We start from the raw sequence: 7,277 nt of genomic DNA on the forward strand, positions 1-7,277 counted from the left end.
CCGCGACCCCCGAGCCTGCGCAGAACTGCTCGACCCAGGCCTGGGCCTCGGTGTTGGCGCGCACGTAGTGGGCGACGAGGTCCTGCGGCTGCCGGCGTGCGATCCGGGACAGCTGGGTGCCCTGGAGCAGGCTGACCTTGGTGGTGCTGCGACCGGTCGTCCCGGCGCCGACGTACCTGGCCTCCAGCACGGCGACCGAGCGGCCGGCCCGGGCGAGCAGCAGCGCGGTGGTCAGGCCGGTGATGCCACCGCCGACGACGACCACGTCCCAGGAACCGCCGACCTCTCCGGGCTCGCCGGGGACTCGCGGGTGACGGTCCTGCCACAGGGAGGTCAGCACGCCGACCGCCGGAGGTGGGTGGGGGTGGACAGGAGCTGAGGCGTCATCGGTCGTTCCTTCGAGAGAGGCGATCGTGGGGTGTGCAGGGAGCGGGGCGACCGGGTCAGTCGCCGGGCCACTCGCCGGTCCAGCGCTGGAAGAGCCGCGCGCCGCCACGGTCGACGCCGGCCTTCACCGCGGCGAAGATCGCGCCCTGGACGGCGGAGGCGAGCAGGATCTCGCCCATCGGGTACTCCGACTCCAGGGCCTTGGGGGCGTCCGCCCCCTCGCCCGCGGAGGCCCGCTTCCAGACCTGCTTGAACACCTGGCCGGCCACCACGCCGGCGACGATGCTGCCGGCGAGGCCGACGGGTCGGTAGAGGATCTGGGCGGAGGTACTGGTGTGTTCCTCGGTGCGCATCTGACGTCTCCTTCTCACATCAAGGGGTGGGCGACGTGGTGACGCCGGCTCATCGCCTGCGCTTCCACACGAGGAGTGCGACCGTGACCAGACCGACGCCGGCTGCGGCGGCGAGGATCTGCTGGCCGTGCTCGCGGCGGATCGTCTGGATCCGGTTCGACGTACGCGTCTTGACGTCGAGCTTCTCGCTGAGGGCATCGACGGTGGCGCCCAGCTGCTGCCGGGTCTGCTCGATCTCGTGCTGGAGGTCCTGGGTGGTCGGCTGGCCGTTGTGCTGCTCAGTGGGCGACATCGTGGTGCTCCTTCACGGTGCGGACGTCCTCCTGGACGCTCTCGGCGGACACGCGCAGCGGCGGCGGCGCGGCGGCCACCTCCTTCTTCCCGACCAGTGCCGCGACGCCGGCCGTTGCGAAGAGCAGCAGCGTCACGGCCAGGGCCGCCAGCCATGCCGGCAGCACCACAGCAAGCGCGAGGATTGCGGTGGCGACGGAGGCGCCGACGCCGTACAGCGCCAGGACGCCGGCCGCGCCGAACAGACCCACGCCCAGGCCCGCGTGTCGTACGGACTCCTGGAGTTCCGCCTTCGCCAACTGCATCTCGCTGCGGATCAGCTGGGCGGTCTGCTCGGACGCCTGGGAGATGAGCTGCGGGGTGGACAGGTCGTGCGGATCGGCATCGGCCATCGGCCGGTTCTCGTTCATCGGTGGCTCCTCCGGTTGGGGTGGGGCGACCAAGGCCCGTACCCGGGCGGAGGGTGATCACACGCCGGTGCGTGGATGTCTTGAAATGCCGACGACCGCGTCCCTGGCGAGAGGGACACGGTCGTCGGTGCTTGTGGGCAGGGGCGGGGTCGAACCGCCGACCTTCCACTTTTCAGGCGGACGCTCGTACCAACTGAGCTACCTGCCCAAGCGAGCGAAACCATACCCGAGATCAGGGCCCGTCACGAAAATGGGCACCCCGGTCGGTTTTGGAGGCACCTCGGCCTCGCCCCTATGCTGTCCACGCAGTCCTGCCCCCATCGTCTAGCGGCCTAGGACGTCGCCCTTTCACGGCGGTAGCACGGGTTCGAATCCCGTTGGGGGTGCGATCACACCGGTGCACGAGACGCTCGCCAGCCCGATTGGGAGTCCTCCGCATCTGTGGGTTAGAGTTCCACCGCTTCGCCTGTGCACGTCGCAGGCAGAGAAACCTGGCCCCGTAGCGCAGTTGGTTAGCGCGCCGCCCTGTCACGGCGGAGGCCGCGGGTTCGAGTCCCGTCGGGGTCGCAGAGAGACGCTCCGGATCTTCCGAGATCCGGAGCGTTCTGCATTTCGGGCACTGGTGCCCGCCCCCGGAGCCGTCCGGCTCGGGTCGGCGCGCTTGAATGGAGGCGTGCCGATCGAGATGGAGCCCGCCGAGTTCGACGCCCTCGTCGAGCGCGCCCTCGACGACATCCCCGACGAGATCGCCGACCTGGTGAACAACGTCGCCGTCATCGTGGAGGCGGAGCCGCCGGCGGACGACCCCGACCTGCTGGGCCTCTACATGGGGGTCGCCCTGACCGAACGCTGGGGGACCGGGCCGGTCGCGCTGCCCGACCAGATCTTCGTCTTCCGTGGGCCGTTGCTGCGGATGTGCGAGACGCCCGAGGAGCTGGTCCGCGAGGTGCGGATCACCGTGGTGCACGAGATCGCCCACCACTTCGGCATCGACGACGACCGGCTGCACGCCCTCGGCTACGCCTGAGCCGCCTCAGCCCAGCGCGAAGCCCAGCACGCAGGCGGCCAGCGCACCCAGCACCGTCGCAGCGGCGTACGTCGACCCGGTCCGCGCCCCGAGCTCGTGGGCCTTCACCGCGAACGCCGAGTACGTCGTGAACCCGCCGCACACGCCAGTCCCGAGCAGCGCCATCACGTCCCCGTCCACCGAACGCGCGCTGAGCAGGCCGAGCAGGAACGAGCCGACCACGTTGACCAGCAGGGTCCCCCAGGGGAACCGCCCGTCGAGCCAGTGGCCGGCCAGGAAGCGCAGGGGGGCGCCGACGGCGGCGCCCAGCGCCACGACCAGCGGGGTCATTCGTTGCCCTCCGCCGCTTCGAAGACCCGCTGGGCCGCCGGGCTCGACCAGCGGTGGGCCAGGGCGACGCCGGCGACACAGGCGCCCAGCGTCACGAGCAGGTACGACGCCGCCACCAGGACGCGGTCGTCGGCCAGCAGGACACGCGCCTGCTCGGAGGTCGCCGACAGGGTGGTGAAGCCGCCCAGCAGTCCCGGTCCCAGTCCCACGGTCAGCAGCCGGCTGCGTCGTACGGCGTCGAGGGCGGGCAGCAGGGCCAGGGCGAAGGAGCCGAGCAGGTTGATCGCGAGCGTGCCGAAGGGGAATCCGCTCCCGTCCGGGGCCACCTCGCCGACGCTCCAGCGGAGCACCGCGCCGACGGCGCCACCGACGGCGACCGCGGCGACCAGGCGCCAGGGCGGCGCCGGTCTCACCGAGTGCGCCGATGGTCGTCCACCGCGGCATCGTGCCACGCGAGCGGCGGCTCCCCGTCGCACTGGCGGACGAACTCGCCCAGCAGCCAGCGCTGGAAGCGCTCCTGCTGCTCACTGCGGGCCAGGGACAGCAGCCGTTCGTCGCGGCAGAAGGCGTCGGCGACCTCGAGCATCTCGATGAATCGGGCCACCAGGGCTGCGGTCGCCGGGGCCACCCCGATGGAGACGTCGGCGGGCTCGGTCTGGGTCCCGCCGAGGGCGTCCTCGAGGGCCTGCCCGCCCAGGCCCTCCCGCATGTCGTGCTCGATCACGTCGAAGGTGTCGGAGAGGTTCTTCGCCAATGGGTAGTCCGACTCGTTGGCCAGGGCCAGCAGGCGGACCTCCCGGCGCAGTTCGCGATTGTGCTGGAGGAACTCCCGGTAGAGGCCGGGCGGGACGCCGAGAATGGAGACCTGGAGGTCGTCCGGCTGCGGGGAGCGCACCGCCGGCCACTGGGGACCCCCGGTGATCACGCCTTGGATGAACTGCTCGCGCAGCTCAGTGGCGGGCACGAACCAGACCACCTTGCCGTCGGACTCGATCTCCGCGCCCCAGGCGGTGGCGGCGCGTGCCACGATCCCCAGGCCGCGACCGAAGGTGAGCAGCGCAGCGTTGTGGTCGGCATGGGGAAGTTCGGGGGGCTCGGTCGACCCGTCGCGGACCTCGACGCGGGGGTACTGCTGGGTGCCGCGGACCCGCACCTCGATCGGTGCCTGCCCGTGCATGAGGGCGTTGGTGACCAGCTCGGAGACGCCGAGACGGGCGCACTCGGTGAGCTCGGGCCGGTCGATGGCCGAGCAGACGTCCATCACCCAGCGGCGCGCCAACGCAACGTCGCGCGGGCCCTCGCCCAAGGCCAGGGCCGGCCTGTTCAGGGGCACGAGGGACTCCACGAAGCTGGGGTGCGGTGAGCATGCATGCGCCGTCGGTCTACCCGGGCCCTCGCGTGGGTAAACACCCCGTGGTGAGGTGCCGGGTGTCCCTCGGATGATCCGGATTGGTGCCTGTTGCGGTCGGGCGCGACAATGGGACGCCCGGTGCCCCTCGTCCGGACACCGTCAAGGTCCCCCCGCTGTAGGAAAGGTTCGTCATGGCAGTCACGCAAGGCAATGGTCGTCACCACGTGGTGGTGATCGGCTCCGGCTTCGGAGGCCTCTTCGGTGCCAAGGCCCTGCGGCGCGCGGACGTCGACGTGACGATGATCGCGAAGACCACCCACCACCTCTTCCAGCCGCTGCTCTACCAGGTCGCGACCGGGATCCTCTCCGAGGGCGAGATCGCCCCGCCGACCCGCGAGGTCCTCAGCAGCCAGAAGAACGCCCAGGTCCTGCTGGGCGAGGTCAAGGCGATCGACCTGGAGGCCCGGACGGTCACCTCGCAGGTCCTCGGGCGCGAGAACGTGACGTCGTACGACTCCCTGATCGTGGCGGCCGGAGCCGGTCAGTCCTACTTCGGCAACGACCACTTCGCCGAGTTCGCACCCGGTATGAAGAGCATCGACGACGCTCTCGAGTTGCGCGGCCGGATCTTCGGCGCCTTCGAGATGGCCGAGCTGGGTGCCATGCGGGGCGACAACGTGGACCACCTGCTGACCTTCGTCGTCGTGGGTGCCGGCCCGACCGGTGTCGAGATGGCCGGCCAGATCGCGGAGCTGGCGCACCGCACCCTCAAGCGTGACTTCCGGGCGATCAACACCCGCAGCGCCCGCGTCGTCCTGGTCGATGCGGCGTCCCAGGTGCTGCCGCCGTTCGGTGCGAAGCTCGGCGCCAAGACGCAGAGCGAGCTCGAGAAGCTCGGCGTCGAGGTACTGCTGGGCGCGATGGTGACCGACGTGGACGAGCGCGGCATCGAGATGAAGTACAAGGACGGCCGGGTCGAGCGACTCCAGGCCGTCACCAAGATCTGGGCCGCCGGCGTCCAGGCCAGCCCGCTCGGTCAGACGCTCTCGGAGCAGACCGGCGCCCCGCTCGACCGCGCCGGTCGGATCGGCGTGAACCCCGACCTGACGCTTCCCGGCCACCCCGAGGTCTTCGTCGTCGGCGACATGATCTCGCTGGACAACCTGCCCGGCGTCGCGCAGGTCGCCATCCAGGGCGCGAAGTACGCCGCCAAGGAGATCGAGGGTCGGATCAAGAACAAGCCCCCGCAGAAGCCGTTCCACTACTTCGACAAGGGCTCGATGGCGATCATCAGCCGCTTCCGTGCCGTCGCGATGGTCGGCAAGCTGCGACTGACGGGTGTGATCGCCTGGCTGATGTGGCTGGCCGTGCACCTCGTCTACATCACCGGCTTCAAGAACCGCGTGACCGCGGTCCTGCACTGGGCGGTCTCGTTCCTGGGTCGCGGTCGTGCCGAGCGCACCACCACCGAGCAGCAGATCTTCGCGCGCAGTGCGCTGGCCCGGCTGAGTCGTGGCGCCACCGACCTGGTCTCCGAGCCGGGGGCGTACGACGCCAGCCGGCAGATGCTCGAGACGACCCGGCGTGCCGAGCTGGAGGCCCAGGCGGCCGAGGAGGCCCGTCTGACCGATGCCGGCGAACGTGGCACGCGCGCGGGTGAGCGTCACTAGGTCCGACCCCGATCGTTGAATCGAGCGCCCGGTCACTCGAAGCGACTGGGTGCTGACTGGCGCTGCCGTTCCTCGAACGCGGCCCGAGCCCACTGGGGCAGGATGAAGACCCCTTCGGCCTCCACCGTCAGACCGTCAGCGTCGGACAGGTGTCCGACCGCGTAGGTCTTCACGCCCTCGACCCTAGCGATGTGGGCCTCTGCGCGCAGCCTTCCCAGGGGCGTGCCGCGGCGGTACCTCAACGTCAGGGTGCCGGTCATCCCGGGCTTGCCGCCGGCGCCCGCAGCCTCGCCCAGCAGTTGGTCGAGGATCAGGGCGGAGACGCCGCCGTGGACCAGACCCGGTGGCCCCTCGTACGCCGCGCCGAGGTGGAACTCCGACCAGGCTCGACCGGTGGGGTCGTGCTCGATCACCAGCGGCGGGGCCACCGCGTTGCGCAGCCCGACCACGGCGTTGCCCCAGGGCCGGGTCTCGCCGATCGAGTTGAAGCGAACGCCGTACGAGCCCTCGATCTGGCGTGTGCGCAGCCGTGCGGTGATCGCCTCGATCTCAGCGGTGGCCGCACGGATCTCGTCGTCGTCGACCTCGGTGCGAATCGTCGCGTCGACCAGCCCGCGCACGCTCTCGGCGAGCGGACCGTAGAGGGCCTTCTGGCGGTCGATCTCCTGGCTGGGGATGCTCTCGTGCAGGTAGGGGGCCACACTCGAGTGTAGAACGTGTTCCAGTTTCGTGGGTGGCAGGTCAGTCGACCGGGCGGTAGTGGTTGAGCACCCGCATGAACTCGGCCGGGTCGACCATCGAGGAGTCGATCACGAAGGGGGCGATGCCGCGACGGTGGAAGAGCACCTTCCACTCGCGCTTGCCGGGCTCGCTGATGATCTCGAGCGGGGTGTAGTGGCTGGCCAGGTCGAACCGGTGCCGGCTGCCACCGCGCAGTACCTCCAGCTGACCGCCGCGGACGGTGAGGACGGCGACGGCCGATCCGGCGCGCACCGCCCAGATCACGGCCGTCAGCAGGCCGAGGGTGGCCACGATGCCGATCGTGCCGAAGGTCCGCTCCTGCCAGGCGAGGTACCCGGCGACGCCGGTCGCGGCCAGACCGATGAGGACCAGGATCCCGACGATCCGGCGGGCGGCGGTGCGCGGGGTGAACTCCACCACGTGCGGGACGGGCTTGAGCAGGTCCGGCGTGGCGGTGCTGGACCGCGGCTCGCGGCGGGCCTTCTTCGACGCCGCCACGGGGGGCGTTGCCACTGGTGTGTCGACACCGGCGGGTTCGGCGGCGGGTTCGGCGGCGGGGCTGGGCGCGGGCGGGGTGGCGGTCAGCGCCGCGAAGATCGCACGACCGGCGTCGACGGAGTTGCCGGGTTCGTACGGCTCCGGGTCCGGCTCCGGCTCCGGCTCCGGCTCGAGGTCGGCGGCCGGGGGCTGCTCGGCGAACATCGGGTCGTCGTCGAA

10 protein-coding genes, 3 tRNA genes and 1 pseudogene are annotated in these 7,277 nt (G+C 70.9%); 4 read left to right on the forward strand and 10 right to left on the reverse strand.

From position 1 onward, the window contains the following. From ABZE72_RS14705 to ABZE72_RS14725, 5 genes are all read right to left on the reverse strand, one after another. Positions 1-340 (reverse strand): FAD-dependent oxidoreductase (locus ABZE72_RS14705; RefSeq protein WP_372729784.1); only part of this gene is annotated, 340 nt, incomplete at its 3' end. A 103-nt stretch (positions 341-443) separates the two neighbouring features. After that, the gene (locus ABZE72_RS14710; RefSeq protein ID WP_372729785.1) at positions 444-740 is read right to left on the reverse strand and encodes a DUF4235 domain-containing protein; all 297 of its coding nucleotides are present in this window, start codon (positions 738-740) and stop codon (positions 444-446) included. 49 nt (positions 741-789) lie between these two features. Continuing rightward, entirely contained in the window at positions 790-1,032 is a 243-nt protein-coding gene (locus ABZE72_RS14715; RefSeq protein WP_372729786.1) for a DUF3618 domain-containing protein, read from the reverse strand. Continuing rightward, complete coding sequence (locus tag ABZE72_RS14720; protein WP_372729787.1) at positions 1,019-1,441, reverse strand: phage holin family protein; 423 nt, start codon at positions 1,439-1,441, stop codon at positions 1,019-1,021. The genes ABZE72_RS14715 and ABZE72_RS14720 overlap by 14 nt, the downstream gene beginning before the upstream one ends. 134 nt (positions 1,442-1,575) lie before the next feature. Continuing rightward, a tRNA-Phe gene (locus ABZE72_RS14725) sits at positions 1,576-1,649 on the reverse strand. Between the two features lie 105 nt (positions 1,650-1,754). Between ABZE72_RS14725 and ABZE72_RS14730 the strand changes: the two genes are divergently transcribed. From ABZE72_RS14730 to ABZE72_RS14740, 3 genes are all read left to right on the forward strand, one after another. Continuing rightward, positions 1,755-1,827: transfer RNA gene (locus ABZE72_RS14730), tRNA-Glu, on the forward strand. Between the two features lie 107 nt (positions 1,828-1,934). Continuing rightward, positions 1,935-2,008 (forward strand) — tRNA-Asp (locus ABZE72_RS14735). Between the two features lie 106 nt (positions 2,009-2,114). Then, a complete protein-coding gene (locus ABZE72_RS14740) occupies positions 2,115-2,468 on the forward strand; it encodes a metallopeptidase family protein (protein WP_372729788.1) in 354 nt (117 codons plus the stop codon). A gap of 6 nt (positions 2,469-2,474) precedes the next feature. Here ABZE72_RS14740 and ABZE72_RS14745 read toward each other — a convergent pair whose 3' ends face one another. Genes ABZE72_RS14745 through ABZE72_RS14755 form a run of 3 tightly spaced genes read right to left on the reverse strand, consistent with a single transcriptional unit; the run spans position 2,475 to position 4,131 of the window. Continuing rightward, positions 2,475-2,798: a CrcB family protein gene (locus ABZE72_RS14745; RefSeq protein ID WP_372729789.1), complete on the reverse strand. Its 324-nt coding sequence runs from the start codon at positions 2,796-2,798 to the stop codon at positions 2,475-2,477. Continuing rightward, positions 2,795-3,211: a CrcB family protein gene (locus ABZE72_RS14750; RefSeq protein WP_372729790.1), complete on the reverse strand. Its 417-nt coding sequence runs from the start codon at positions 3,209-3,211 to the stop codon at positions 2,795-2,797. Before ABZE72_RS14750 ends, ABZE72_RS14745 begins: the two co-directional genes overlap by 4 nt. Continuing rightward, a complete protein-coding gene (locus tag ABZE72_RS14755; RefSeq protein ID WP_372729791.1) occupies positions 3,208-4,131 on the reverse strand; it encodes an ATP-binding protein in 924 nt (307 codons plus the stop codon). Before ABZE72_RS14755 ends, ABZE72_RS14750 begins: the two co-directional genes overlap by 4 nt. Positions 4,132-4,340: 209 nt before the next feature. Between ABZE72_RS14755 and ABZE72_RS14760 the strand changes: the two genes are divergently transcribed. Continuing rightward, positions 4,341-5,819, forward strand: coding sequence for an NAD(P)/FAD-dependent oxidoreductase (locus ABZE72_RS14760; protein ID WP_372729792.1), 1,479 nt, complete (start codon positions 4,341-4,343; stop codon positions 5,817-5,819). A 32-nt stretch (positions 5,820-5,851) separates the two neighbouring features. Here ABZE72_RS14760 and ABZE72_RS14765 read toward each other — a convergent pair whose 3' ends face one another. Both ABZE72_RS14765 and ABZE72_RS14770 read right to left on the reverse strand, forming a co-directional pair. Then, positions 5,852-6,520 carry a PaaI family thioesterase gene (locus tag ABZE72_RS14765; RefSeq protein ID WP_372729793.1) on the reverse strand — a complete coding sequence of 223 codons (669 nt, stop codon included), beginning with the start codon at positions 6,518-6,520 and terminating at the stop codon, positions 5,852-5,854. A gap of 40 nt (positions 6,521-6,560) precedes the next feature. Beyond that, a pseudogene (locus ABZE72_RS14770) lies at positions 6,561-7,277 on the reverse strand (hypothetical protein); the annotation flags it as partial.

Origin of the sequence: Nocardioides sp. (genome assembly GCF_041600255.1) — a bacterium.
In the GTDB taxonomy this organism is placed as follows: Bacteria; Actinomycetota; Actinomycetes; order Propionibacteriales; family Nocardioidaceae; genus Nocardioides.